Annotated in this window: 19 protein-coding genes and 2 tRNA genes; 1 reads left to right on the forward strand and 20 read right to left on the reverse strand. The window is 65.4% G+C overall.

What is annotated here, in order from left to right:
* Positions 1-204: 204 nt before the first annotated feature.
* From N2603_RS23075 to N2603_RS23135, 13 genes are all read right to left on the reverse strand, one after another.
* Entirely contained in the window at positions 205-867 is a 663-nt protein-coding gene (locus N2603_RS23075) for a protein-L-isoaspartate O-methyltransferase family protein (RefSeq protein ID WP_260383976.1), read from the reverse strand.
* Between the two features lie 141 nt (positions 868-1,008).
* The gene (locus N2603_RS23080) at positions 1,009-1,188 is read right to left on the reverse strand and encodes a hypothetical protein (protein ID WP_018641879.1); all 180 of its coding nucleotides are present in this window, start codon (positions 1,186-1,188) and stop codon (positions 1,009-1,011) included.
* 224 nt (positions 1,189-1,412) lie between these two features.
* A tRNA-Asn gene (locus tag N2603_RS23085) sits at positions 1,413-1,487 on the reverse strand.
* Positions 1,488-1,620: 133 nt separating this feature from the next.
* The gene (locus N2603_RS23090) at positions 1,621-1,989 is read right to left on the reverse strand and encodes a hypothetical protein (protein WP_018641878.1); all 369 of its coding nucleotides are present in this window, start codon (positions 1,987-1,989) and stop codon (positions 1,621-1,623) included.
* A gap of 213 nt (positions 1,990-2,202) precedes the next feature.
* A complete protein-coding gene (locus N2603_RS23095) occupies positions 2,203-3,897 on the reverse strand; it encodes a flotillin family protein (RefSeq protein WP_260383977.1) in 1,695 nt (564 codons plus the stop codon).
* 20 nt (positions 3,898-3,917) lie between these two features.
* Positions 3,918-4,580 (reverse strand): YqiJ family protein, encoded by a 663-nt coding sequence (locus N2603_RS23100; protein WP_260383978.1) that lies wholly within the window; start codon positions 4,578-4,580, stop codon positions 3,918-3,920.
* A 10-nt stretch (positions 4,581-4,590) separates the two neighbouring features.
* Positions 4,591-5,754, reverse strand: a complete 1,164-nt coding sequence (locus tag N2603_RS23105) for a PspA/IM30 family protein (RefSeq protein ID WP_018641875.1) — start codon at positions 5,752-5,754, stop codon at positions 4,591-4,593.
* Positions 5,755-6,155: 401 nt separating this feature from the next.
* Positions 6,156-6,539 carry a RidA family protein gene (locus N2603_RS23110; protein WP_260383979.1) on the reverse strand — a complete coding sequence of 128 codons (384 nt, stop codon included), beginning with the start codon at positions 6,537-6,539 and terminating at the stop codon, positions 6,156-6,158.
* A gap of 14 nt (positions 6,540-6,553) precedes the next feature.
* Positions 6,554-8,884: an acetamidase/formamidase family protein gene (locus N2603_RS23115; RefSeq protein WP_260424238.1), complete on the reverse strand. Its 2,331-nt coding sequence runs from the start codon at positions 8,882-8,884 to the stop codon at positions 6,554-6,556.
* Positions 8,885-9,146: 262 nt separating this feature from the next.
* Positions 9,147-10,388: an acetamidase/formamidase family protein gene (locus tag N2603_RS23120; RefSeq protein ID WP_260383980.1), complete on the reverse strand. Its 1,242-nt coding sequence runs from the start codon at positions 10,386-10,388 to the stop codon at positions 9,147-9,149.
* Positions 10,389-10,431: 43 nt separating this feature from the next.
* Positions 10,432-12,054 (reverse strand): amino acid ABC transporter permease/ATP-binding protein, encoded by a 1,623-nt coding sequence (locus tag N2603_RS23125; protein ID WP_260383981.1) that lies wholly within the window; start codon positions 12,052-12,054, stop codon positions 10,432-10,434.
* Complete coding sequence (locus tag N2603_RS23130; protein WP_018641870.1) at positions 12,054-12,968, reverse strand: ABC transporter substrate-binding protein; 915 nt, start codon at positions 12,966-12,968, stop codon at positions 12,054-12,056. The genes N2603_RS23125 and N2603_RS23130 overlap by 1 nt, the downstream gene beginning before the upstream one ends.
* A gap of 432 nt (positions 12,969-13,400) precedes the next feature.
* Entirely contained in the window at positions 13,401-13,664 is a 264-nt protein-coding gene (locus N2603_RS23135) for a hypothetical protein (RefSeq protein WP_260383982.1), read from the reverse strand.
* Positions 13,665-13,927: 263 nt separating this feature from the next.
* Here N2603_RS23135 and N2603_RS23140 point away from each other — a divergent pair, with 263 nt between their 5' ends.
* Positions 13,928-14,122: a hypothetical protein gene (locus N2603_RS23140; RefSeq protein ID WP_018641869.1), complete on the forward strand. Its 195-nt coding sequence runs from the start codon at positions 13,928-13,930 to the stop codon at positions 14,120-14,122.
* A gap of 82 nt (positions 14,123-14,204) precedes the next feature.
* Here N2603_RS23140 and N2603_RS23145 read toward each other — a convergent pair whose 3' ends face one another.
* The 7 genes from N2603_RS23145 to N2603_RS23175 all read right to left on the reverse strand — a co-directional run bounded on the left by N2603_RS23145 (position 14,205) and on the right by N2603_RS23175 (position 24,646).
* Positions 14,205-14,351, reverse strand: a complete 147-nt coding sequence (locus N2603_RS23145) for a hypothetical protein (RefSeq protein WP_260383983.1) — start codon at positions 14,349-14,351, stop codon at positions 14,205-14,207.
* A gap of 176 nt (positions 14,352-14,527) precedes the next feature.
* Positions 14,528-14,601 (reverse strand) — tRNA-Cys (locus tag N2603_RS23150).
* A 93-nt stretch (positions 14,602-14,694) separates the two neighbouring features.
* Positions 14,695-15,438 (reverse strand): tRNA-uridine aminocarboxypropyltransferase, encoded by a 744-nt coding sequence (locus N2603_RS23155; protein WP_260383984.1) that lies wholly within the window; start codon positions 15,436-15,438, stop codon positions 14,695-14,697.
* Between the two features lie 37 nt (positions 15,439-15,475).
* A complete protein-coding gene (locus N2603_RS23160; protein ID WP_018641866.1) occupies positions 15,476-18,583 on the reverse strand; it encodes an efflux RND transporter permease subunit in 3,108 nt (1,035 codons plus the stop codon).
* A complete protein-coding gene (locus N2603_RS23165; protein WP_260383985.1) occupies positions 18,583-21,732 on the reverse strand; it encodes an efflux RND transporter permease subunit in 3,150 nt (1,049 codons plus the stop codon). The genes N2603_RS23160 and N2603_RS23165 overlap by 1 nt, the downstream gene beginning before the upstream one ends.
* A gap of 36 nt (positions 21,733-21,768) precedes the next feature.
* A complete protein-coding gene (locus N2603_RS23170) occupies positions 21,769-23,172 on the reverse strand; it encodes an efflux RND transporter periplasmic adaptor subunit (RefSeq protein ID WP_260383986.1) in 1,404 nt (467 codons plus the stop codon).
* Positions 23,162-24,646: an efflux transporter outer membrane subunit gene (locus N2603_RS23175; protein ID WP_260383987.1), complete on the reverse strand. Its 1,485-nt coding sequence runs from the start codon at positions 24,644-24,646 to the stop codon at positions 23,162-23,164. The genes N2603_RS23170 and N2603_RS23175 overlap by 11 nt, the downstream gene beginning before the upstream one ends.
* Between the last annotated feature and the right edge of the window lie 26 nt (positions 24,647-24,672).

The raw sequence follows: 24,672 nt of genomic DNA on the forward strand, positions 1-24,672 counted from the left end.
AAAATTTCCGTTTCATTTTAACGCCCGGCTCGTGCCCGCGAGCCGGGTTACCGTCTACCGAGTGGAGTCGTTGCCCCGCCGCAACATAGGACGCGGATGGCCGCGACGGAACTACCTCAAGGTAGTTCTCGGTGGAAACTCTTCACGTGCAGCATCCCGGCCACACTTCTGATTCAGAACGGGATTTTAACGGGCTTTGGGCCGTCAGAAGACGAAGGCGGCGGCGCGTTCCAGCCCGGGAAGGACCGGAGCTGTGGCGTCGAACAGCGCCCGATGGCCGAATTCGCCGTGGGTCCGGGTCACGATCACCGCCCGCGGCGGCCGCGATTCGGCCGACACGCCCACCAGGCGCCCGCCTTCCTTGAGCTGCCCGAGCAGCCCTTCCGGGGTCACCTCGGCGGCGCCATTGAGGATGATCACATCATAGGGTGCGGCAGACGGATCGCCTTCGGTGCAGGCAGCGGCCTTGCAGGTGACGTTGGCGAGGCCGAGGGTGGCAAAGGCCTCCCTGGCCTTCGCGGCCAGAGCCGAATCGCACTCCGTCGCGGTGACCTGACGCGCCAGCTTGCCCGCCAGCGCGGCGAGGTAGCCCGTGGCGCAGCCGACGACCAGGACGCTGTCGCCCTCGTCAATCTCGGCGGCCTGGAGCAGCTTGCCGGTCAGCTGCGGCTTGATCAGGAACCGCTTGGCAGGGCCCTCGCTCACATCGAGGTCGAGGTCGAGATAGGCCAAGGCCTGCCGGCTCGCCGGCACGAAGGCCTCACGCGGAACCGTGAGCATGGCATCGAGAATACGACGATCGGTGACGTCATTGGTGCGCACCTGGCCATCGACCATTTTGAGGCGCGCGGTCGAGAAACCGGACATTTGCGGATCCTGAGATGCGGACGATGCCGCGGACGGAAGTTGGCGGCATCTTTGGAACATGCTCGGCGAAAACGCAACATGGCCGTTGGCGCTAGCCGGCCAAGGCTCCCGCAACTCACCCGCATCAGGGAACAGGACGGATTATTCGATCGTCACCGCAAGGCGGCCGATCAGGGCGGCCACCTCATCCAGCCGCGCCGAATCGGGGGTCTCGACCGCACGCGCCAGGCAGGCGAGGCATTCGTCGTCGCTGAGCTCGGGAACGTCGGCCGGCAGAATCGAGGGAGCCAGTTGGGCGCGGTCGATCTGGATGTCGGGCATGGGAATCAGCTCCGTAAGAGTCCGGCTCAGCGAAGCTCGATTTGAATTAAGTCGATTTGGTGCCATCCCGGCGGCTGCGGTGGCGTTGCCGGACACAACTGCTTGAACGCGATTCTGCGTGGATCGGGCCACCACGTGTTGAGACAAGAGTTGAAAGATGACTCGAGCAGAATCACGCGTCGCATCAGCGACGACTCACAAGTCAATGAATTTACAGCGGAATTTGGCTCCCCGGGCTGGATTCGAACCAGCGACCATCCGATTAACAGTCGGATGCTCTACCGCTGAGCTACCGAGGAAAAGGGCGAACTGTCGTCCGCGCGCGGTGCGTATAACAAAGCCGGTTGCGCTTGCAAAGGACGAATTCGTCATCTTCCGCAACGCGTCCGAGGAAGGGGCCGGGCCGGCCCCCTCCCCATCTCACAGGCGAAACTACTCCGCGACGAACGAGGTGGTCTTGGTGCCGGAATCGTAGCGCAGGCGGAGCGCGGTGAACTTGCAGAGGTTGACGTTCTTCCAGAGCACGGCCTCGTCATAGTTCTGCCAGTCGACGCGGATGTTCCAGACACAGCCCTCGTCGTCCTCGTCGAACTCGACATAGGTACTCGCCTGGTTCTGCAAGACCTTATCGAGCTCGTTCTCCCATTCGTCCAGGCCGTCGTCCGGCGCGTTGAAGCCGAGGAATTTGATGGCATAGCCGGTCTCGTTGACGACGGTAACGTTGCGGGCATCGGCAGCGAACGACCCCGTGGCCGCGATCGAAAGACTGATCGCGATCAGTCCGGACAGAAAATACTTCATGTGAAATGCTCCCGATCGAAACAGGCTGTAAGCGCCTGACGTCGATCGGCGCAGGCGCCGCGGCAACAAATGGCGTTGCCTCGAAGAGTCGTCCGGAGTGCGATCGACGGATTCAATACGCGATCGATCCGCACTCCGGCGCGCTGCGCGACGCGAGACGCGCAACGGGCCTGTTCTTATCGTTTCGAATTCTCAGCAGCAATGAACCGGCATTCATAGATCGGCGCTGTTTGTTTTCTCAGGCGTGGGAGCCGGCACAGCGGCGCCGTTGCTCTTGCCGGTCACGGCGCCGACCAGCGCCTTCACGGGATCGTCGCCCGGCGCAAAGCCGCTCTGGCGCAGGATCTCGTCGATCATCGGACGCAGCGCGTGCACCTTGAGCAGCTCGCCGGCAAGGCCTTCACCGAAACCGACGTTGCCGCTACCTGCGCCATTGCCGCCGAACGCACCGCCGGTGTGCAGGATGCGGACATCCTTGAGGTTCGCGATCGGCTTCACCATCTCGGCCAGCGCCGAGGGCATGGTCTCGATCCGCTTCTTGGCGATCTCGAAATCGATGACGTTGCTGCCGAGCTTGTTCTGCGCCTCGTTCTTCATGGTGATGACGGCAGCTTCGGCTTCACCGATGTTGCGGACACCGACCGCCTTGATCTTGTTGGATTCGGCTTCGGCTGTCGCCAGCGTCTTGACGGCTTCGGCGCGGTCGAGCGAGGCTTTCTTCTCGGCCTCGGCGGCAACGATCAGCTCGGTCGACTTGCGCTCGGCCTCGGTCCGTGCAGCCAGCACCTGGGTGAGACGGGCGCGATCGGCGACCTCGACCGCGCGTGCGGTCAGAACCTTTTCCTCCGCCGAGACGGCGACTGCTTCAGCCGTCTTGGCTTCGGCCACGGCTTCGGAGGTCTGCTTGCTCTTGGCCGCGATCTGGATCTCATTCTCCTGGGTGGCGATCTGGATTTCGCGCTGGGCGTCGGTCTTGCGCTTGTTGATTGCGAGGTCCGACTCGATGACAGCGGTTTCCTTGACCTGCTTGGCGCCCGCCTCCTTTTCGGCAACGGCCCTGTCGGTGTCGATGCGGGCGTTCTCCTCGGTCAGGCGCGCGGTCTGGGTCGCGGTCGCCACCTCGGCGCGGGTGCTTGCGGTCTTGTTGGCGATGTCGCGTTCCTGCGACAGTTCGGCTTCCTTCTTGGTCCGCTCGATCCCGAGGGTCTGCTGCCGCGCCTCGAGGTCCTTCTGCGCGATCGCCACCTCGTTGTCCCGCACGATGGCGTTGCGGTCGCGCCGGCGGGTCTCGGTGACGGTCTTGAGCTGGGTGAGACCTTCGGCGTCGAAGAAATTCTCGGGGTTGAAAAACTTGACGTCGGTCTGGTCCAGCTTGGTCAGGGACACCGATTCAAGCTCGAGCCCGTTCGATTTCACGTCGGACTCAACTGTTGACTGCACGTGCTTGACGAAGTCCGAGCGCTTCTCCTGAAGCTCCAGGATGCTCATGGTCGCGGCAACCGAACGGAGGCCGTCGACGAATTTCGCCTCGACCTGGTTGCGCAGCGCCTCGGCATCGTTGGTCAGCGCGCCCAGCGTCTGGCTCGCCAGCGCAATGCTTTCCTCGTCGGGGCGGACGCGCACGTAGAATTCGGCGACGATGTCGACGCGCAGGCGATCCTTGGTGATCAGGGATTCCCGCTCCTTGCGCTCCACGGTGAGCCGCAGCGTCTTCAGGTTGACGCTGGCATAGGAGTGGAAGATCGGCAGGATCATGGCGCCGCCGTCGAGCACGACCTTCTTGCCGCCGAGGCCGGTGCGCACGAACGCCTCGTCACGCGTGGCGCGCTTGTAGAGAATGGTGAAGACGATCCCCAGGACGACGATCAGCGCGACGCCGATCATGGCCGGGACTGCGATGTCGAACATGACTTTCTCCAATGAATGACTTAGCTGCTGCTTAGAGGTGGCTTGGACGGTTTGAGTTCATCCTCGGCCTTGACCGCCACGAAGCGGGTGCCATCGCGATCGACCAGCAGGACCAGGGTTCCCTGCGGCAGGGGCGATGACGAAGGTGCCGCGACCGCCAGGACGAAATGACGGTTGCCGTGGACGTCGGCGACGCTGACCCGGCCGGGCGGCCCCTGGTCGAGCGGACCGACGACGACCTCACCGACGCGGCCGACGAGATCGCCAAGGCCGACGACATAGCTCTCGTCCTTGGGAATGATCCGCGCGATGGCGCCGCTGGCGGCGCGCACCAGCGGGACCGACACCGCGACGGCCCCGAGCGAGGCGACCGTCGCCGGCAAGGGACCGGCGACCATCCGTGCGACGTCCTGGATCAGGAAGCCGGTGATGGAGAAGGCGCCGAGCGCCAGCAACAGGAAGATCAAGAGCGGCACGCCGCCGACATTGATCCAGGAGATGGCGTTGAGGACGCCGTTGTCGCTGGGATGGCTGAAATCGATGCTGGTGCCGAGCATCTCGCTGAGGGAAGCCCCGATCAGCATCGTGATCACCTCGAGCGTGCCGACGATGACGATCATGGCCGCCGCGATCGCGAACGGCCTGACCTCGGGCGACATGACGTGTTCGAGCAATGCGCTCATGACACGGCACTCAGGAGCGCGACTTCAACCGTGCGAGCCTCGCCGCAATCTCCTTGTCGCGATGAAGCGCGCTCAGTTCATCGATGTCGCTGGAATACGGGATGCCCTGCGGCACGCCGGTCGCGCGCGCCACCGCCCTGCCCGCCCGCAAGGCCTTGGCTGTTGCGGACGCCCCGCCGGACTTCCGGGGCGACGTCGCGGCCTGATGGCTGGCATGTGCCTCGCTTTTTTCGAGATCGGCGCGGCGCTGCTCGGCATCCTGGAGCGCCGACAGCACGGCGCGCAGCGAGGTCACGCATTGCTCGATCTTCTCGTTGTTCTCGTCAATGGCGCGGGAGAGCACCTCGAACTGCGCCTCAAGGTCCATCTGCCGGGCGATGCCGGCGCGGGCGAGATCGTCGCGGCCGTCAGTGATCGCGCCTTCGATCTTGGGCGCAAGATCGGTCATCTCGCGCTCGATCTCGGTACGGCGCGCGTTGAGGCGGTATTCCTCGGCGCGAGCGGCCGCGAGCGCGTCGCGCGCCTCGCTTTCGGCGCGCTCGATCTCGCGGATGGCCTGTCCAACTACCTTGAGCTTGTTCTTGCCCTCCGCCTGCTCGATTGCGTCATAGGCGATCCCGGCAATCAGACGCCCGACCCGGGACAGGAAGTTGTCGGGGGCGGCAGCAATGGTATCCATGGCGTTCTCCTCCTCTGGCAGGCTGTTCGGCGTGACGCCGTAGTGAACTTCAAAGCCGTCGTCGGTGCGGATGAGGTGCGCGGGCACGCTCTGCCCCCAGCCCTCGGCATAGCCGGCGTAGTCGAAGGGCACGCTGAAGCGCCCTTGCACGGTCGCAATCGAAATGGTGGCGGGGCCCTTGATCTTGGCGAGCTTGTCGTCGAGCGGCAGGCGGCGGCCTTGCGCCGCGCGATACTCGTTGCGGTCGCGCAGGCCCAGCGTCACCAGGCGCGAGGGCAGCGCGGTCTCTTTGCGGATCGGCTCATAGGCGTGGGCGTGGAGCAGGACGACGTTGGACCCCACGTTATGGGTCCGCGCCACCTCGTCGAGAATCTCCATCATGCGGTCATAGGCCTGGAATGTCGCCTCGATGGCGGCCTTGGCGGCCGGGTCAGGGGCAAGCCTGTAACGCAGCGCGGACGGCGCGTTTCGGGGCGACTGGCTCATGGAAAGCACTAAAGCACCATTTTGGTGCTTTAGGAAGGGGAGATGCGATCACGTTCCACTGATCCTTGTGCACTCTAGGGGTTAGTCGCTGTCGCCCGGGGCCGCGTTCAAGGCGGCGGATCACTCCTAGATCACGGCCAATCAAGACTTTCTGCACGCACTGATTGCAATTTGAGGCGAAATGCACCAAGCGTCTCGGTCGTCATTGCGAGGAGCCCTTGCGACGAAGCAATCCAGAGTCTTTCCGCGGAGGGATTCTGGATTGCTTCGCTGCGCTCGCAATGACGGAGTCTGACGCGCCACCTCTCCTCGTCAACTCTCACTTCAGATCGCAGACACACTTCCGCATCCTCGCGGCCTATCTCGCCCGAGCTTTGCTTTGTCACATCGCTACGAAACGAGGCGGCCTGTCACGGCCGCCGGCACACTAGGTCGATCTCGATCAACGCGTCATAGGCGAGGCCGGTGACGCCGACGCAAGTGCGGGCCGGCAAGCGATCCGGCGCGAAGAAGCTGCGATACGTCTCGTTCATCGCGGCGTAGTCTTCCTTGAAGCGCGTCAGGTAGACGCGCGCCATCACGACGTGCTCGAGGTCGAGATCGAGGCCGGCCAGAACGACCTTCAGGTTCTCCATCACCGCGCGGGTCTGCGCGACGATGCCGTCGGGCAGCACGCCCGGCGTCTGCGGCGTGTCGGGCATCTGGCCGGTGACGAAGACAAACCCGTCGGTCTCGACGGCGTGGCTGAAAGGCGCGACCGGCTTCGGGCCGTCGCTGATCATGTGGAATTTCACTTGAGCTGTCCTTGTTACGATGCGTCCTGGAACAGGCGCTTGCTGAGGATGGCGTGCACGCCCCAATTGCCGTCGACGACTTGCGTCACGCCGAAATCGACGGCGGCCGACATCAGTGCAATCGCCTCGTCCTCGCTGAGCCCTTTGGTGTTCATCAGGAAGCGCCGCATCTTGCGGAACGCATCCTTCATGGCGAGGTCGAGCGAAGACTTTGCATAGACCTCGCTCTGTCCTTGCGCGCCGAACTCCGCGAGGTAGTTGGGATGGCTGAAGCCGGTCAGCACCCAGTCGGTGGCGGTTTCAATCAGGGGATACGAGAGATCGGCGAAGGGACGAGCGGCGAGATCGGCCTTCTTGTGCAGGATCACCTCGAAGGTGCCGGTCATCGAGCACTCGATCGCGGTACCGCTGAGCTCACCGTCGCCCTGGGCGGCGTGGGGATCGCCGACCGATAGCAGCGCGCCGGGCACCGAGACCGGAAGATAGACGGTCGCCCCCTTCCCCAGCCGCCAATTGTCGAGATTGCCGCCGAAATAGGACGGCGGCACGGAATCGACGAAATCGACCTCGCGCGGCGCCACCGCGATCACGCCGAAATGCGGCCGCAATGGAATGCGGATGCCGTCGAGCACGGCGTGTCGGCGCTTGATCGTGCCGGGCGCGACGGGAACGCCGGGATAGTCGTAGGTCGCATGCACCACGCCAAAGGGATCGGTCTGCGGCTCCCAGCGATAGGAATAGAGCGCGCGGGCATGCGGCGCGTCCACATCGTCAAAGATCTCGTAAATGGTCACGGCCTCGCGCGGTTTGGGACCGCCGAGAAACTCGTTGTAGTGATAGCCCCACCAGGCCGCCACCGAGGAGCCGAACACGCGCCCGGCATGGCTCGGGCTGCGACTTGCGCGCGGCACGATGTCGAGGATGCGCACCTCGAGCACGTCGCCGGGCTGGGCATCCTTCACCGCGACGGGCCCGGTGCAGATGTGCACGCCAAATCCCTCGCCGGCGCCGCGGCCGAACACGCTGGCATCCATGGGTCCGGCGCCGCGGCGGTCGACGTTCTTCTTGTTCCGCGTCCAACCGAACACGCTTTCGGCGCCGGGATCGCCCGCGATCATCATCTCCGGTGCGTCGGAGGCGTGCTGGGTCAGCGTCTCGATGGTGATGGTGTCGCCTGATGCGATCTCGATCTGCGGCGGCAGCGAGCGGCTGAAATAGCCCCAATGAACGCGGCCGGCCTCGACCGGAAGATGATGATGCCTGCGCTCCGTGGTCGCGCGCTCCTCGGCGCCGGCACGGGCGACGTTGCTGCGTGCCTCGACGCTCTGATGTGCGCGGAGCTGTGCCAGCGCCTCCTGTGGCCAGCCGCGCTGGCCGGCGACGCCATGCTGCGAGGTCGCCCGCTCCGCCTCCTGCTGGCGAAACTCGCGCGGCGGCAGGCCGAAGCGATGACGGAAGGCGCGGCTGAAATGCGCGGAGTCGCCGAAGCCATAGGCGTAGGCGATCTCCGAGATCGAGCGATGGGCCTCGGTCGGGTTGGAGAGATCCGCCCAGGCGCGCTGGAGCCGACGCTCGCGAACGTAGTGGGTAAAATTGTCGCCGACCGTTTCGAACAGCTTTTGCAAGTAGCGCTCGGAAATGCCCTCGGCTTGCGCAACACGCGCCGGCACAAGATCGGGATCGTCGAGCCGGCGCTCGATGGTCTGGCAGATCCGGTGCAGCAGAGCCGCCTGCGTCGCGCTCGACCCGGCGTCGGACGTCGACGCCGCCAGTTGATGCGCGAGCGTCAGCAGCAGGTCGACCAGCGACTGCGCGAGCGAATTCCATTCGGCATCGCTCAAGGTGTCGAGTGTGCGCGCGGTCGCGTCCATGAGGCGCGAGAACACCTCGGCGAACCCACTGGGCGGAACGACTCGGGGCTCGCCTAGCCGCGGCTTGCCCGAGAGGCGTCCGTGCAACGCCTCCGACGTCACCGACAGCACGATGGCGCGCATGTCGCGCTGGAACACGATGCTCCAATCCCCGCTGCGCGGCAGCAGCACGAGATGGCCGACGGGAACGATGCGGTGCCCGCCGGCGCTTCTGAGCACCATGCCGTCCTCGACAGGCATCAGCGCGATGGGGAGGTCTTCGTTGGCTTGCAAGAGAGGCGCGATGCTCTGCGCGCCCGCGGCCATGCGCGTCAGCGCGACGCCTGCGGCCTGGCGATGCGAGGCGGTTGCGTGCCCGTCGAAGAAGGAATGACTACCTGCGGGCTGCAGGCCGACCGCCGCCAGCACGTCCCGCCAGGCTTCGGGGCGGTCGTCTTGCGCGTAGGACTCGCTCGTGAACGGCCGGAAGCTCATCGGATCGACCCAGATTGCGGTCGATCGAAGCAACCTCTGTGCCAGTCGAACGCGGTCATCCGTCGCAGCGACGGGCCGCAGATGGGCTTCGTTGGTCACCTGTTCATCCAGAAAACGCGCTGTTCCTCAATGTGTTGGAGCCCGATATCAGCATGAGGTTGCGTAGCCCGGATGGAGCGAAGCGTAATCCGGGATTCGGGCCGCCATTGACGCTGTCCCGGATTACGCTTCGCTCCATCCGGGCTACGGGACTGAACACGCATCAGTCGCATCGAAACATGTTCTTGCGGATCGTGCCGTGGACGCCCCAATTGGCATCGACCACCTGGGTAACGCCGAAATCGGCGCCGACCGACATCAGCGAGATCGCCTCGTCCTCGCTGAGGCCGTGCACGGTCATGAGGAACCGGCGGAGTTTTCTGAATGCATCGCGCATCGCACGGTCGAGGCTCGAGTGATTGGCGATCTCGGTTTGCGCGTCAGCGCCGAGCGCTGCGAGATAGTTCGGATAGGTGAAGCCGTAGAACGACCAGGCGTGATCGGTCTCCAGCATCGGATGGTCGAGACCTTCGAGGTTGGTGCCGGCCAGATCGGCCTTCTTGTGCAGGATGAATTCGAAATCGCCGGTCAGCGAGGTCTCGATCGCGGTGCCGCCGAGCTCGCTATCGCCCTGCGCGGCATGGGGATCGCCGACCGAGAAGTAGGCGCCCGGCACGGCGACCGGATAGAACATCCGCGCGCCCTTGCCGATGCGCCAGTCGTCGATATTGCCGCCGGTATAGCCCGGCGGGATCGAGCTGACGAAATCGGCTTCCGACGGCGCAAGGCCCATGGTGCCGAAATGCAATCGTGCCGGCACCTTGACGCTGGAGAGGATGTTCTCGCGCTTCCTGATGGTGGCGTGATCGACGCGGACACCGGGATAGTCGATGGTCGGATGCACGATGCCGTCGGGGTCGGTCTGCGGCGTCCAGACATAGTTGTAGACTGCCTTCGCATAGGGCTCGCCTGACGTGTCGAGCTCGAAGATGGTGACGACCTCGCGCGGCTTCGGCTCCTCGATCAGGTCGTGATAGTGAAAGCCCCAATTGGCGGCGACATTGGAGCCGAAGCAGCGACCGGCATGGCAGGCGCTGCAGCTCGGCCGCGGCCGGATATCGAGGATGCGCACTTCGAGAATATCGCCGGGCTCGGCGCCTTCGATCGCCACGGGGCCGGTGAGAAGGTGCACGCCGATCCCCTCGCCTGCGCCGCGGATGAACGGGCCTTCGACCGGGCCCGAGCCGCGGCGCGCTACGGCCTTGTGCTCGCGCGTCCACTGGAACACGCTCTCGGCGCCGGGATCGCCCTGGATCATACGTTCATAGTCGTCGTTGGCATGATGCGTCAGCGTCTCGATGGTGGCGCGATCCCCGGAGCGCAGCGTCAGGGCTGGGGTGACCTTCTTGGAGAAATAGCCCCAGTGGACGGTTTTCGGCGAAACCGGCAGCGTGACATGCTTCATGAGATGGCCTCTTCGGGAGTCTTGAACCTTGTGGATGCGCCGCTCATCGCACCGCCTCCGGAGTCTTGTCGGCTTCCATCACGCTGAGGAAACGCGCCGTCAGCGCATTGCGCGGGCTCGAGAGCACCTCGTGCGCCGGCCCCTCCTCGATGATCGCGCCACCGCTCAGGAAAGCGACGCGGTCGGCGACCTCGTCGGCGAAACGGATCTGGTGGGTCGAGATGATCATGGTGAGCCCGTCGTCGATGGCGAGACGCCGGATCACCTCCAGCACCTCGTTGACGAGTTCAGGATCGAGCGCCGAGGTCGGCTCGTCCAGCAGCAGCACGCTCGGGTTCGGCGCAAGCGCGCGGGCGATGGCGACGCGCTGCTGCTGGCCGCCGGAGAGATGTCGCGGCAGCGCATCGGCACGATGCGAGAGGCCAACGCGGTCGAGCAGCTCGCCGGCGCGGCGGTCGGCGTCGATGCGGGTCATGCCGTGGACCCAGCGCAAGGGGCCGGCGATGTTCTCCTTCGCCGAAAGGTGGGCGAACAGATTGAACTGCTGGAACACCATGCCGACGCCGACGCTGGCGCGTTCGTTGGCGATGGCGCGCGGCGACAGCGGCTTGCCGTCCTCGCCAAAGCCGAGGCGCCGGCCGCCGACGCGCACGGTGCCAGCGTCCCAGTTTTCGAGATGGTTGATGCAGCGGAGCAGCGTGCTCTTGCCGGAGCCGCTGGGACCGAGCAGCGCCACCACCTCGCCGACGCGGACCGTGAGGTCGAGGCCGCCGAGCACCTTCTGCGGACCGTAGCTCTTGGTGAGATCCTTGACCTCGACCGCGATGTTGTTGCGCGCGATCGTCGCGGCGCGGCGGGCGCGTTCCTCGCGGGTCAGGGCCAGCGGTGGCGTATCCGCGAGCTCTGCTTCAGCGGGCTCGGGATCGATCGCGGTGGCATCGGCAGGCTCCAGCCTGGCGACGAGGTCGACACGGTGCCAGGGCAGATAATCGGCGAGCTTGCGCTCACGCCCTTTCGCGCGGTCGAGATCGAGCAGCCATTCGACGAACAGCTGAATGCCGCTGATGGTCGCGGTCAGCACGAGATAGAGCAGGCCCGAAGCGAAGAAGATCGAGAAGAAGTCGAATGTGGAGGACGCCAGCTGGGTCGAGCGCAGCGTCAGCTCCTGGACCGCGACGACGGAGGCGAGCGAGGAATTTTTCAGTGCACTCACCGCCTCGTTGCCGAAGGCCGGGATCATGGTGCGGATCGCCTGCGGCGCGATCACCCGCCACATCAGGATCCGGGGCGTCATGCCGAGCGCCTGCCCCGCCGTCACCTGCCCGCGGTCGACGCCGAGCACGCCCGCGCGCAGCATCTCCGCGATGAACGGTGCCTCGTTGCAGGCAAGCGCGAGACCGGCGGCCAGCACCGCCGGCAGCTTGATGCCGATATGCGGCAGCGCGTCGTAGGCGAACACCATTTGCAGGATCAGCGGCGTGCCGCGGAAGATCACGGTGTAGGCCCTGGCGATCGCCGCCAGGAGCCAGAAGCGCGAGAGCTGCATGCCGGCGAGGATCAGTCCGAGGATCAATCCGCCGCCGAGCCCGAGGGCGGTCACCTCGAGGGTGAGCTCGATGCCCTCGAGCAGATACGGCATGCTCAGGTAGTGGAGGAACAGCGACATCAGTCGGCCGTCAGAATGTCCGGCTCCTTGAAGTTGTTCACATCGAGCCCATGCTTCTTCAGGAGCTCCATGTGCGTACCGGCCTTCTGCACCTCGATCAGCGCAGCGAGCACGGCGTCGCGGAATTTCGGCTTGTCCCTGGGAACGGCGATGCCGACCGAGTATGGGATCGTCACCGCGATCGCCTTCTCCAGCTTGTCCGGATAGGCTTTCACCGCGCTGTCGACCGTGTTGACGTCGTTGACATAGGTGTCGGCGCGGCCGGCGAGGATCGCCTGGATGCAGTTGGCGTTGTTGTCGTAGAGCTGGATGGTCGGCTCCGCCTTGCCGGCCTTCTTGCACTCGGGGATCAGCGCCTGGATCAGGGGCACCTCGACATAGCCGGTGTTCTCGGCGGCGGCCGCGCCGCACATCGACATGTTGATGCCGTTGATGCCCTTCGGATTGCCCTTGGCGACCAGCACGCCGTCGAACACCTTCGAATAGGTGATGAAGTCGGCGGCCTTGGCGCGCTCCTTGGTGGCGTAGATGTCGGAGATGACGATGTCGGCTTGTCCCGCCGCGAGCGTGGTCAGGAGGGCTGCGAACGTCACCGGCTTGTAGGTCAGCTTGAAGCCGAGGCATTCGCCGATGGCTTCGCCGAGATCGATGTCGAAGCCGATATATTTGCTGGGATCCTTGGGATCGATGGTCTCATAGCCCGGCGTGTGCGGGTTGATGGCGTTGACGAGCGTCTTGCCCTTCCAGTCCGGATATTTCTCCTGGAGCGCGGCGCAGGCGGCGGGCGCTGCGGCCTGTGCGCTCAGCGGTGCGGCGGCAACGAGGCCGAAAGCGATGGCTGCGCCGAGCGCGGCCTTGCGCCACGGCAATGCGCGCGACATCCCCCGCGCCTGGGGCAATACCCGTGTCTCCATCTCCAACTCCCTCGAATTGCCATGGCATCAGCCATGTTCCAGATCTCGGGAGCGAGCCTAGGTGGGATGCGAACCGGAAAGCTTGTCCGCGGGCGTACAAAAAATTGGACGGAGGCGGCCCGCGATTTGGGCAAGCGGCTGCATAAAAACTGTTCGCTGGTCGCAAATCGACGCGGGTGCGGGATTCCGAATTCGGGAGAACCAAATGATCCTGGGTGCCGTAGCGATTAGCACGATTCCGGAATCATCTGGTGAGGCTATTTGACAGAGATATGACGCCTGCTGACGGAAATACGGCCTGGCGCGAACGGATCTGCGGCCGATATCCACAGCACTTCACAGCCTGTCCGCAGCATATCCACAGGCTGACTATGCCGGATTCGCGAGACCGCACGAGCCACTTGCTGCGCACAAACTCACAGGGCTGGCATGTCAGCCGCCGGCCTGATCGAACACGGTGCGGCAAGCCTCGCTCAAGCTTGATCGGTTACGGCGCAGGCACGCGGTGATGGCGCGGACGTTGGGAATCTCGCCGGCGCAGAGCCGGTAGACGTCGGGGGTGCAGGCCCGGCGCTGCTCGGGTGTCCCCTGCTGCGCCTGAGCGGCGGAGGCAAACAGCGTCAGGAACAGCCCGACGGTCGAGGCGCGGCGCGCCCGGCTCTTCACGCCCGCAAACCGCAAGAACCTCGTCTTCATGACCAAGTCTCCCGTTCTGCCCGCCCGCTCCCGGCCCGCGTTGGCCGGTCGTTGCGAAGGAGTAGGAGAAATAAACCGCCGAGAATGTGATCTCTTTCACACTGGCGGCGGGCCAAGGACGCCTAGGTTCCCGCGGGGATTTTTTCAGGAATCGCTAACCAATCGGGACCCGATTGCCGGATCGTTAAAATGCGAACGATCGGCTCAATCGGGTAACAAACCGGCTTTGCGACATTGCGCCATCCGCGTTCTGCGAGGGTGTGATGAGCGAAGCCGAATTCAACTTGCTGCTGGATGCCGTCCGGGACGCCATGATCAACGAAGATTTCGCGCCTGAGCCGGAGGAGAATTTCGTGCCCCGCTCTTGGTCGTACGCCGCAACACCCAAAGCCGCCAACGACAATGAGGGCGCCTGGCCCCTGCTGCCCTTTCCGGACGGCTGGTACGCGGCCTGCTGAGGCCCGCCTTGCCGTGACCTGATGCGCCCGCCCTTGCAGGCGGTTCGGCATCGCCGAGCGCCGGGGACCGGCGCGGCCCCGATCAAGTCTTGACGCGCTCCTCGCCGTCCTGCGGCGCCCGGTCGCGTGCAGCCGGTGGAAAGATGCTGTCATAGATTGCGCGCGCCTCGGCAATGAGGCGGGCCCGCTCCAGCTCGGATTTCGGGACAAATCGAACGACGTCGCCCACGTGCTCTCCAGCTCCAGGGTTGGGAATGCGTCCCTTCGCAGATGCGAAGTCTATGCCAGAGGGCCTGAATCGCACCTTGCCGCCAAGCCCCGGGCAAACCCGGTGGCGCGAGGCGCGCGCAGCCCGGCGGAACCGCGCAGAAATCAGATTTTTGCTGGAAGATCAGAGATTTGTGATGGAGGCCACGACCAGAATTGAACTGGTGTACACGGTTTTGCAGACCGTTGCGTAACCACTCCGCCACGTGGCCCCGTAAGGGCGGACCAATATAGGGGATCAATGGCTTAGGCAACCGCCTTCGTCCGACTTTGGCGGTGATCACCTCTTCCGATGTGGACCAAGCTCAGGCGCGCTTGCCGCGCCGGAAGTCGCGCCGGCGGCCCTTTGCGGCCGGCTTTGGCGCCAGCTCCGGCATCTCGGCCTGGACCTCGCGGTAGCGGGTCAGCATCCGTTCGAAACTGGCATGCAGGGTCTCGGCGATGTCGGGGCGCCGCTCGAGGCTGGACAGGATCGACGCGGCCGCCTCGATGGTCGAGAGACCGTCCTTGCGCGGCTCCTTGCGCAGCCGTCCGTAGCGCGAAGGGCGCGATGGGTTGAGGATCACGCGCTGGCATTTCAGCATCCAGGGATTGCGCCACCACAGCGCCTTGGCCTGGCTCCAGGTGCCGTCAAGCAGCACCACGCCTTCGAGCTTGCCAAGGAGCGCGCGCTGGTTGTCCGCAACCTCCCCCTTGCGGTTCAGCGCTACGATCTCGGCCTCGGCCTCGAGATCGGCCGCGCGCGCCGAGCCGAGATAGAGCACGGCCCAGTGCGAAGCGTTCTCGATCGGCCTCCCCAGCGCCTTGGACAGGCTCGGCCAGGACAAGCCGACGCGCACCGTTGCATCGGCAAAATGCTTCGCCAGCAGCCGCGCGGTGCCGAGCGCCCTGTCCTGCTCCTGCGGATGCTGCAGGATCAACAGCGAGAGGCGGTTTTCAATCGGCGTGACGCTGTCGCAGATGCACAGCGGCATCGGCTTCTGGCAGTGTGGGCATTCGGGGATCGGCTCGGCCGGCGCGGCGGCCGTCGTCTCGGATGGGTTCGACATGGTCGCCGCTATACGCTTCGCGCAGCGCTGCAACAACCTATTCCGCCGGCGCAGGGACCGGGCGCGGCCCGGAGCGGCGCCGCAGGCGGTCGATCAGCAGGTAGATCACTGGCGTGGTGTAGAGCGTCAGGATCTGCGAGACGAACAGGCCGCCGATGATGGTGATGCCGAGCGGTCGCCGCAGCTCGGTGCCGGGACCGGTGGCGACCACCAGCGGAATGCCGGCGAACAGCGCCGCCATGGTCGTCATCAGGATAGGCCGGAAGCGCGCCTGGCAGGCCTCGAAGATCGCCTCCGCCGAGGACAGGCCGCGCTGGCGTTCGGCATCGAGCGCGAAGTCGACCATCATGATGCCGTTCTTCTTGACGATGCCGATCAAGAGGATGATGCCGACAAAGGCGATCACCGTCAGCGGTGTGTTGGTGACCTGCAGGGCCAGCAGCGCGCCGAGGCCGGCCGAGGGCAGCGTCGAGATGATCGTGAGCGGATGGGCGAGGCTCTCATAGAGCACCCCGAGCACGATATACATCGCCACCAGCGCGCCGAGGATCAAGAGCGGCTGGCGGCCGCTGGTCCTGGCGAAATCGCCGGCATTGCCATCAAAGCTGCCGCGGATGCCTTCGGGCATGTGCAGCTCCTCGACCGCGCGCTGGATGTTTTGCGTGGCCGCCTGGAGCGGCACATCGGGCAAGAGGTTGAACGACACCGTGGTCGAGGGGAACGACTGCGAATGATAGACCGCGAGCGCGGCCAGCCCGCGCGTCGCGCGCACGACCGCCGACAGCGGCACCTGCGTATCGCCGGCGCCGGCGACGTAGATGCGATCGAGGTTGGACGGATCGACCTGGAATTTCGGGTCAATCTCCAGCACCGTCATGTACTGGTTGCGCTGGGTGTAGATGATCGAGATCTGCCGCTGCGAGAAGGCGTTGTTGAGGGCGTTGTCGATGTCCTGGACGCGGACGCCGAGCGCCGAGGCCTTCTGGCGGTCGATCGACAAGGTCAGTTGAAGCCCGCCGGGATCGCGGTCGCTCGATATGTCGGTGATGCCTTCGACGCTCTCCATGCGCTTGGCGACGATCGGCGCCCATTTCTGCAACAGGTCGAGGTCGGTCGAGGAGAGCGTGTACTGGTAGTCGGAATCGCTCTGCCGTCCGCCGGCGCGCACGTCCTGGGCGGCGAACATGAAGAGGCGGATGCCGGGCACCGGATACAACGCACGCCGGAGCCGGTCGATCACCACCTGCGTCGAGACGTGGTCGCGCTCCTCCGGCGGCTTCAGGCTGATGAACATGGTGCCGCGGTTCGAGGTCGCCGCCCCCGGGCCCCCGCCTCCGCTGCCGACGGTCGAGCCGATGCCGGCCACGGCCGGATCCTGCATCACGATGTCGGCGAGGCGCTGCTGCAGGCCGAGCATCGACTGGAACGAGATGTCGGCCGAGGCGCGCGTCGCGCCGATGACGAAGCCGGAATCATCGGTCGGAAAGTAACCCTTGGGAACCTTGATGTAGAGCGTCACCGTGAGACCGATGGTGGCGAAGAACACCAGCAGCGTCAGCATCGGATATTCCAGCACGGTCCGTAAGGACCGCGCGTAGAAGGCGACGATGCGCGACAGCGAGCCCTCGATGATCCGGTCGAACAGCGTCGCGGTGCCGGAGGTGGTCTGCCGGATGTAATGCGCGCAGATCATCGGCGTCACCGTCAGCGACACCAGCGTCGAGACCAGGATCGCGAAGGTCAGCGTCAGCGAGAATTCGCGCAAAAGCCGGCCGACGATGCCGTCCATGAAGATCAGCGGCGTGAACGCCGCGATCAGCGACAGGCTGATCGAGACCACGGTGAAGCCGATTTGCTTTGCCCCCTCCTGGGCTGCCTGGAACGGCCGCATGCCGTGCTCGAGGTTGCGGAACATGTTCTCGATCATGACGATGGCATCGTCGACCACGAAGCCGACGGAGATGGCGAGCGCCATCAGCGACAGATTGTCGATCGAGAAGCCCGCGACCCACATGCCCGCACAGGTGCCGGCCAGCGCCAGCGGCACCGAGATGCCGGCCGCGATCGTCGGCGTCAGCCGCCGCAGGAACACGAACACGACGACCATCACCAGGAACGCAGTCGCCAGCAGGGTCCATTGCATGTCCAGCACGCTGGCGCGGATCGTACCGGTGCGGTCGACCAGGGTCGAGATCTCGACGCCAGCCGGAATCCACTGCTTCAGCTGGGGGATCAGCGCCTTCACCCGGTCGACGGTGTCGATGACGTTGGCATCGCCCTGCTTGGTGATCTGGATCAGCACCGCCGGCTGCTTGTTGAACCAGGCGATCGAGCGGGCGTTGCGGACGGAATCCTCGATGTCGGCGACGTCGGAAAGCCGGACGAAATTGCCGTTCGAGCTCTTGATGACGATGTCGCGGAATTCCTTTGCCGTGCGCATCTGCTTGTTCAGCGACAGCGTCTCGCTCTGGCGTTCGCCGTTGAAGATGCCGACGGGGCCGAGCGGATTGGCGTTGATGATCGCAGTCCGGACGTCGTCGGTGGCAATGCCGGCATTCGACAGCGCCACAGGATTGAGCTGCACACGCACCGCCGGCTGGTCGGCGCCTGAGACGGTCACGTCGCCCACACCCGGCACCTGGGAGATGCGCTGCGCCAGCACCGTGTCGGCGACGTCGTAGATCGCGCTCGCCGACAGCGTCTTCGAGGTCAGCGCCAGCACGAAGACAGGCGCGCCCGCCGTGTTGGCCTTGCGGAAGCGCGGCAGCGTCGGCAGATCGCTCGGCAGGTCCACCAGCGATGCGTTGATCGCGGCCTGCACGTCGCGCGCGGCCTTGTCGATGTTGCGGCCGATGTCGAACTGGAGCTGGATGTTGGAGACGCCGAGCGACGACGTCGAGGTGATCTGGTTGATGCCTGATATCTCACCTAACCGCCGCTCCAGCGGCGAGGCCACAGTCGCCGCCATCACGGAAGGATCGGCGCCTGGCCGGCTGGCCGAGACGAAGATGGCGGGGAAGTCGACGTTCGGGACCGAGGCGACGGGCAGGAACTCGTAGGCGACGACACCCAGCAGGAACAACCCGATCGACAGCAAGGTGGTTGCGACCGGACGGCGGATGAAGGGCTCCGAGATCGATGCCATCACTGCATCCCCTCGGTCGCGCCGGCAACCGGCGGACCGCCGGATTCGGCCGGCGGCAGCGCCTGTTCGAGGCGGCGGTTGATGCGGTCGAGCGCGAGATAGATCACGGGGGTGGTGTAGAGCGTCAGCAGCTGGCTCAGCAGCAGGCCGCCGATGATGGAGATGCCGAGCGGAAAGCGCAGCTCGGCGCCGGTGCCGCTCTCGATCGCCAGCGGCAGCGCGCCGAACAGCGCCGCCAGCGTCGTCATCATGATCGGGCGGAAGCGCAAGAGACACGCCTGCACGATCGCCTCGTTGGGCGACATCCCCTGCCCGCGCTCGGCCTCGAGCGCGAAGTCGATCATCATGATCGCGTTCTTCTTGACGATGCCCATCAACAGGATGATGCCGATCAGGCCGATGACGGAGAGGTCCTGCCCGCACAGCACCAGCGCCAGGATGGCGCCGACGCCGGCCGAGGGCAGCGTCGACAGGATCGTGATCGGGTGGATGTAGCTCTCATAGAGCACGCCCAGCACGATGTAGATCGTGATGACCGCAGCAAGCAGCAGCCAGGGCTGTCCCGCGAGCGCCTTGGCGAATTCGGCGGCATCGCCGGCATAAACGCCGACGATGCTGTTGGGCATACCGATCCGGGTCTCGATCGTCTTCACGGCTTCGACGGCATCGCCGAGGGCCGCGCCCGGTGCGAGGTTGAAGCTGAGCGAGATCGACGGGAATTGCGCCTGGTGCGAGATCGCGAGCGGCGCCGTGGTCCGCTTCAGCGTCGCCACCGCCGACAGCGGCACCTGCGCGCTCGGCGCGCCGACGATCGTGCTCGCCGCGCCCGGCAGATAGAGTTTTGACAGAATGGAGGGATCGCGCTGGTACATCGGCAGCGCCTCCAGCACCACGCGGTACTGGTTGGCCTGGCCGTAGATGGTCGATATCTGCCGCTGCGCGAAGGCGTCGTTGAGCGTATCGGTGATGGCCTGCAGGCTGACTCCGAGCTGGCCGGCGCGGGTGCGGTCGACATCGAGCTGCGCCCGCAGCCCGCCCTCCTGCGCCTCCGAGGAGACGTCGCGGAACAAGGGATCGCGCCGCATCTCCGCAACCAGCTTGCGCGCCCATTCCGAGACCAGCGCCGCATCGGTGCCGGTCAGCGTGTACTGGTATTGCGAGCGGCTCGACTGGGTCGAGATCTGCACGTCCTGTACCGGCTGGAAATAGACGGTCATGCCGGGGATGCCCGAAACCCGCTGCTTCAGCCGGGTCACGACCACGCCGACATCGTCGCGTCGCTCGCCGCGCGGCTTCAGGGTCATGACGAGCCGGCCGACATTGGTGGTCGGGTTGACCGAACCCGCGCCGATCACCGAGACGACCCCGACCACATCGGGGTCAGCCTTGATGGCGTCAGCCGCCTCGGCCTGCCGCTTCTGCATCTCCGCGAACGAGACGTCGGGTCCCGCCTCCGTCACCGCCGTGATCGAGGCGGTGTCCTGGAGTGGCAGGAAGCCCTTTGGCGCGACCACGTAGAGAACGAGGGTCGCAATCAGCGTTACGAAGGTCACGACCAGCGTGAGGCGCTGGTGTTGCAGAACCACAAGCAGCGTGCGGCGATAAAACTCGACGGTGCGGTCGATGAAACGGCTGATGGCGGCAAGGCCCGGTACCGCCAATTCCTCATGGGCGTGTTTCAGCAGCCGCGAGCACATCATCGGCGTCAGCGTCAGCGAGACCACGGCGGAGGTCACGACCGCAATGGTCAGCGTCAGCGCGAATTCGCGGAACATGCGCCCGACGAGACCCGACATGAACAGCAGCGGGATGAACACCGCGATCAGCGACACCGTCAGCGAGATCACCGTGAAGCCGATTTCGCTGGCGCCCTTGAGCGAGGCTTCCATCGGCCCGTCGCCGTTCTCCATATGACGGACGATGTTCTCGATCATGACGATGGCGTCGTCGACCACGAAGCCGGTGCCGATCGTCAGCGCCATCAGCGACAGATTGTCGAGGCTGAAGCCGGCAAAATACATGATGCCGAAGCTGGTGATCAGCGACAGCGGCAGCGCGACGCCCGCGATCAGCGTAGCCCTGAGCGAGCGAAGGAACAGCAGCACCACCAGCGTCACCAGCACCACGCTGAGGATCAGCGTGAACTGCACGTCGCGCACCGAGGCGCGGATGGTGACGGTGCGGTCGGAGACGATGGTGAGGTTGACGCCGGCCGGAATGGCGCGCTGGACCTTCGGGATCTCGGCGCGGATCTGGCTGACGACGTCGATGACGTTGGCGCCCGGCTGGCGCTGGATGTCGATGATGACGGCCGGCGTGCCTTGGTACCAGCCGCCGGTGCGGTCGTTCTCCAGGCCGTCGACGATCTGCGCGACGTCGGCGATCGTGACCGGCGAGCCGTTGCGGTAGGCGATGATAACAGGCTTATAGGCCTCGGCCGCGGCGATCTGGTCGTTGGCGGCGATGATGTAGGATTGCTGCGCGCCGTCGAGCGAGCCCTTCGGCCCTGATACGTTGGCATTGGCGATCGCGGTGCGCAGATCTTCCATGGCGATGCCGTAGGCCGCCAGCCGCGCAAGATCGGCCTGGATGCGCACGGCCGGCTTCAGCCCGCCGAGGACGGAGACGCGCCCCACCCCTGAAATCTGGCTCAAGCGTTGCGCCAGAATGGTGTCGGCGATGTCGCTCATCACCCGCAACGATATCGTGTCCGAGCGCAGCGCCAGCGTCATGACCGGCGCATCGGCCGGGTTCACCTTGGCGTAGGTCGGCGGGTAAGGCAGCGTCTTGGGCAGCACGCCGGCCGCCGCGTTGATCGCGGCCTGGACGTCCTGCGTGGCGCCGTCGATATCGCGGTTGAGGTCGAACTGCAGCGAGATCTGGCTGACGCCGTACGAGCTCGTCGAGTTCATCGCCGACAGCGACGGGATCTGGCCGAGCTGCCGCTCCAGCGGCGCCGTGATCAGCGAGGCGATCACGTCGGGGCTCGCGCCCGGCAGCTGCGTCGTCACCTGCACGGTCGGGAAGTCGACCTGCGGCAGCGCCGAGACCGGTAGCGAGAAATAGCCGAGCAGCCCGCCGATCAGTAGCGCGATACCGAGCAGCGAGGTCGCGATGGGCCGGCGGATGAAGGGTTCGGAGACTCCCATGGATTACGCCTGCCGCCTAGGCGGCTGTTGTCGGGATCATGGCTGCTTGGCTCCAGATCCCGATGCCCCCGGCCCCGGTGCCGGACCGGTCTGTCCTTTCTGGTCGCCTTCGCTGCTGTTTCGCTTGGCGCGGAACTCGCCGTCCTTACCTTGCGAATCCTTCTGGCCTTCCTTGACGCCGTCCTTGGCGCCATCCTTCTTCTGGGCGTCTGGTCCGCGTGAGCGCTTGCGCGGGGCGAGATCGGCCGACGGGGTCTGGTCGTCGCGGCCGACGATCACCTTGGAGCCGTCGGACAGATTGGCAAAGCCCGTGGTGACGACCTTGTCGTTCGCCGACAGGCCGCTGGCAATGACGGCGTCATGCTCGTTCTGCTGCGTCACCGTCACGGGCTTCGCCGAGACGACATTGTCCTCGCCGATGACATAGCTGAAGGTGCCGATCGGGCCGCGCTGCACGGCAGAGGTCGGCACCACCAGCGCCTGCGTCAAGGTCTCGACCTTGAGGCGGACATTGACGAACTGGCCGGGCCAGAGCTGGTAATTGGCGTTGGGGAATTCCGCCTTGAGCCTGAGCGTGCCGGTCGTTTGATCGACCTGGTTGTCGATGCCGGTCAGCTTGCCGGTGTCGATCACAGTGATGCCGTCATTACCGAACACGTCGACCGCGAGCGTGCCTTTTGCGGCGGCCGCATTGACCCGCATGATCTGCTGCTGCGGCAGGCTGAACCACACCGCGATCGGCTGCAATTGCGTGATCACCACAAGGCCGGTGGTGTCGGCCGCATGGATGATGTTGCCCTGGTCGACCTGGCGCAGGCCGGCGCGGCCCGACAGCGGCGCCACGATCTTGGTGTAGCTGAGCGTTGCCGCGGCATTGTCGATCGCGGCCTGGTCGGCCTTGACCAGCGCCTCGGTCTGCGCGACCAGCGCGCGCTGGGTGTCGGCCTGCTGCTTGGAGCCGGCATTGGAGGCAGCGAGCTGCTCGTAGCGCGCAAGGTCGATGCGCTGGTTGGCGAGCTGGGCCAGATCCTGCGCCTTCTTGGCGACCGCCTGATCGTACGTCGCCTGGTAGAGCGCTGGATCGATCTCGCCGAGCACGTCGCCCTTCTTGACGTCCTGGCCTTCGGTGAAGTTGACCGCGATCAGCTTGCCGTCGACCTGCGAGCGCACGGTGACGGTGTTGAGCGCGCGGATCGCGCCGACGCCGTCGAGATAGACCGGCACGTCCTGGATACGCGGGGTCGCTGCCAGCACGGGCACCGGCAGATCAGGCCGCTGGTTGCGGTTGTTCGCCTGCTGCTGGTGCATGACGGTCCAGCCGATGTAACCAAGGCCGCCGAGGATCGCGAGCGTGATCAGGGTCATGACGAAGCCGCGGCCGCGCGACCTGGTCGCCTTGCCCTCCTTCGCGTCTTGCTTGGTATCCGGCTTAAAGAGCATTGACCGGTTTCTCCATTCGCGGCTCCCAGCCGCCGCCGAGCGCCTGATACAGGCTGACGATGGCGAGAAGCCGTGCGAGTTGGGCCTGCCACAACGCGTCTTCGGCCTGAAATAGTGTCTGCTGGACGTTCAGCACGGTCACGATGTCGGCCGTGCCGGCGCGCAATTGCTGCTCGGCGAGATCGAAGGCGCGCTTCGACGAGGTAACGACATCGCGCTGCAATTGTAGCTTGATCGTGGTCTGCTTGATCGAATACAGCGCGTTGTCGACGTCGGCAAACGACTGGATGATGGTCTTGCGGTAGGTCTGGAGCAACTCGTCCTGCCGCGCCTTGGCGAATTCGAAATTGCCGAGGATTTTGCCGCCGTCGAAGATCGGCTGCGTGGCGCTGCCGACGAGCTGGAAGAAGGCCGCATGCGGCTGGAACAGCGAGACCAGCGCCGAGCTCTGATAGCCGCCATTGCCGGTGAGCTGGATGGTCGGGAAGAACTGCGCGCGGGCATTGCCGATGTTCGCGGTCGCAGACGCAAGCTGCGCTTCCTGCCGGCGAATGTCCGGCCGCTGCGTCAGGATCTCCGACGGCAGGCCGGGCGTGACGCGCGGAATGGCGATCTTGTTCAGCGAGCCGCCGAGCACGCGGACGCTCTCCGGCGGCCGCGACACCAGCACGGCGAGCGCGTTGACGTTCTGGTCGAGCGTCTGGCGCAGCGGCGGCACCAGTGCCTTCTGGTTGGCGAGCACGCTCTCCTGCTGGGCGACGTCGAGGTCGGTGCCGGTGCCGGCCTTGCGGCGCTCGCGGATCGCATCGAGGATGCGCTGCGCGCTGGCGATGTTGCTCTGGGCGGTACGCAGGCGGTCCTGCGAGGCCAGCACCTGGAAATAGGCGTTGGCGACGCCGGCGAGCGTCGTCAGGGCGACGACGTCACGATCGAAACGGTTGGCATTCGCCGTCTCTTCCGCCGTCTGCAGCGCATCGCGGTTCTGGCCCCAGAAATCGAGCTGGTAGCTCGCGCTGAGCGAAGCCTGATAGTTGACGACCTCACGGCCGCCATTGGTGAGCCCCGAGGCCGAGGAGCCCGAGGTGCGCGAATAGGTTTCTTGGCCGGTGCCAGACAGACTCGGCAACAACGCCGCGCCGGCCTGCCGCGCCTGAGCGTCAGCCTGGACGATGCGCGCGACGGCGGCAGCGATATCGAGATTGACGGTCTGCGCCTCCTCCATCAGCTGCGTCAGCTCGGCGGAACGGAAGCCCTGCCACCAGTCCAGCGACGGCGGCGCATCGCCCTTCCCGGCATATTTGTACTGCGTGGGAACATCGAGCGCGGAATCCGGAAGATCCTGCGTCAGCACGCATGCGCCAGAACTTGCGGCGAGGCACGCGACAGCAAGCCAGCGCGCTGCACGGCGCGTCCGGGACGCAGACCCTAGAGACCGCCAGACGGCGATCACCGGAACAAGCTGTGTCACATCCACCCCCCGCCGGGCAGATCAAGCCGCCA

This window comes from Bradyrhizobium huanghuaihaiense (genome assembly GCF_025200885.1).
Lineage (GTDB): Bacteria > Pseudomonadota > Alphaproteobacteria > Rhizobiales > Xanthobacteraceae > Bradyrhizobium > Bradyrhizobium huanghuaihaiense.

Coding starts and splice junctions, on each gene's coding strand:
- N2603_RS23075 (WP_260383976.1), bottom strand. CDS start 867: ATGTCCGGTTTCTCGACCGCGCGCCTCAAAATGGTCGATGGCCAGGTG.
- N2603_RS23100 (WP_260383978.1), bottom strand. CDS start 4,580: ATGAGCGCATTGCTCGAACACGTCATGTCGCCCGAGGTCAGGCCGTTC.
- N2603_RS23160 (WP_018641866.1), bottom strand. CDS start 18,583: ATGGCATCGATCTCGGAGCCCTTCATCCGCCGTCCGGTCGCAACCACC.
- N2603_RS23170 (WP_260383986.1), bottom strand. CDS start 23,172: ATGCTCTTTAAGCCGGATACCAAGCAAGACGCGAAGGAGGGCAAGGCG.
- N2603_RS23080 (WP_018641879.1), bottom strand. CDS start 1,188: ATGCCCGACATCCAGATCGACCGCGCCCAACTGGCTCCCTCGATTCTG.
- N2603_RS23155 (WP_260383984.1), bottom strand. CDS start 15,438: ATGTCGAACCCATCCGAGACGACGGCCGCCGCGCCGGCCGAGCCGATC.
- N2603_RS23115 (WP_260424238.1), bottom strand. CDS start 8,884: ATGAGCTTCCGGCCGTTCACGAGCGAGTCCTACGCGCAAGACGACCGC.
- N2603_RS23095 (WP_260383977.1), bottom strand. CDS start 3,897: ATGTTCGACATCGCAGTCCCGGCCATGATCGGCGTCGCGCTGATCGTC.
- N2603_RS23140 (WP_018641869.1), top strand. CDS start 13,928: ATGAGCGAAGCCGAATTCAACTTGCTGCTGGATGCCGTCCGGGACGCC.
- N2603_RS23165 (WP_260383985.1), bottom strand. CDS start 21,732: ATGGGAGTCTCCGAACCCTTCATCCGCCGGCCCATCGCGACCTCGCTG.
- N2603_RS23125 (WP_260383981.1), bottom strand. CDS start 12,054: ATGTCGCTGTTCCTCCACTACCTGAGCATGCCGTATCTGCTCGAGGGC.
- N2603_RS23135 (WP_260383982.1), bottom strand. CDS start 13,664: ATGAAGACGAGGTTCTTGCGGTTTGCGGGCGTGAAGAGCCGGGCGCGC.
- N2603_RS23120 (WP_260383980.1), bottom strand. CDS start 10,388: ATGAAGCATGTCACGCTGCCGGTTTCGCCGAAAACCGTCCACTGGGGC.
- N2603_RS23130 (WP_018641870.1), bottom strand. CDS start 12,968: ATGGAGACACGGGTATTGCCCCAGGCGCGGGGGATGTCGCGCGCATTG.
- N2603_RS23090 (WP_018641878.1), bottom strand. CDS start 1,989: ATGAAGTATTTTCTGTCCGGACTGATCGCGATCAGTCTTTCGATCGCG.